We start from the raw sequence: 843 nt of genomic DNA, 5'->3' as shown, positions 1-843 counted from the left end.
AGCCCGGGCCCGTCCCCCGGCACCTCCTCACCCGCGCGGTGGCCGCCGCCCGCGCCACCGCCCACCCCGGCCGCCCAGGCTGCCCCGCACCGACAGGTCCCCCGAGATGAACGGCAACACCGTGTTCGACTACGAAAAGGACGGCGCGGAGATCTACCGCCAGTCCTTCGCCACCATCCGCGCCGAGGCGGACCTCACGGGGCTGCCCGCAGACGTGTCCCAGGTCGCGGTGCGGATGATCCACGCCTGCGGCATGGTCGACCTGGTGCGCGACCTCGGCTGGACCCCCGACGTGGTGTCGGCCGCACGCGCCGCCCTGCGCGCCGGTGCGCCGATCCTCTGCGACGCGCGCATGGTCGCCAGCGGTGTCACCCGCAAGCGGCTGCCCGCCGACAACGAGGTGCTGTGCACGCTCAACGAACCGTCGGTGCCGCGGCTCGCCTCGGAACTGGGCACCACACGCAGCGCCGCCGCGCTGGAACTGTGGCGGGACCGGATGGAGGGCGCGGTCGTGGCCGTCGGCAACGCACCCACCGCCCTGTTCCGCCTGCTGGAGATGATCGAGCAGGGCGCGCCCCGCCCGGCTGCGGTCATCGGCGTCCCGGTCGGCTTCATCGGGGCCGCCGAGTCCAAGGACGCCCTGGCCGCCCACCCGGCGAAGCTGGATCATCTGGTGGTGCGCGGACGGCGGGGCGGCAGCGCCATCGCCGCTGCCGCGATCAACGCGATTGCGAGCGAAGCGGAATGAGCATGGGCGAGCAGCAGAGCACCGGACCGGACCACCGGACCACCCCCGCCAACAGCGACGCGGCGTCGGACGCCGGGGCCGGCGCCGGCGCCGGC

At 74.9% G+C, this 843-nt stretch carries 1 protein-coding gene; it reads left to right on the top strand.

The genetic code is table 11. From position 1 onward, the window contains the following. The first annotated feature begins 106 nt into the window (after positions 1-106). Positions 107-748, top strand: a complete 642-nt coding sequence (locus tag ACYVE9_RS28915; protein ID WP_461030838.1) for a precorrin-8X methylmutase — start codon at positions 107-109, stop codon at positions 746-748. Positions 749-843 lie beyond the last annotated feature (95 nt).

The organism is Streptomyces sparsus, assembly GCF_054776295.1.
The sequence above is the reverse complement of the archived record's forward strand: the minus strand, read 5'-3'. Positions and strand labels throughout refer to the sequence as shown.

Excerpts from the sequence above, each read along its gene's own strand:
- ACYVE9_RS28915 (WP_461030838.1), top strand. The coding sequence starts at position 107 with ATGAACGGCAACACCGTGTTCGACTACGAAAAGGACGGCGCGGAGATC.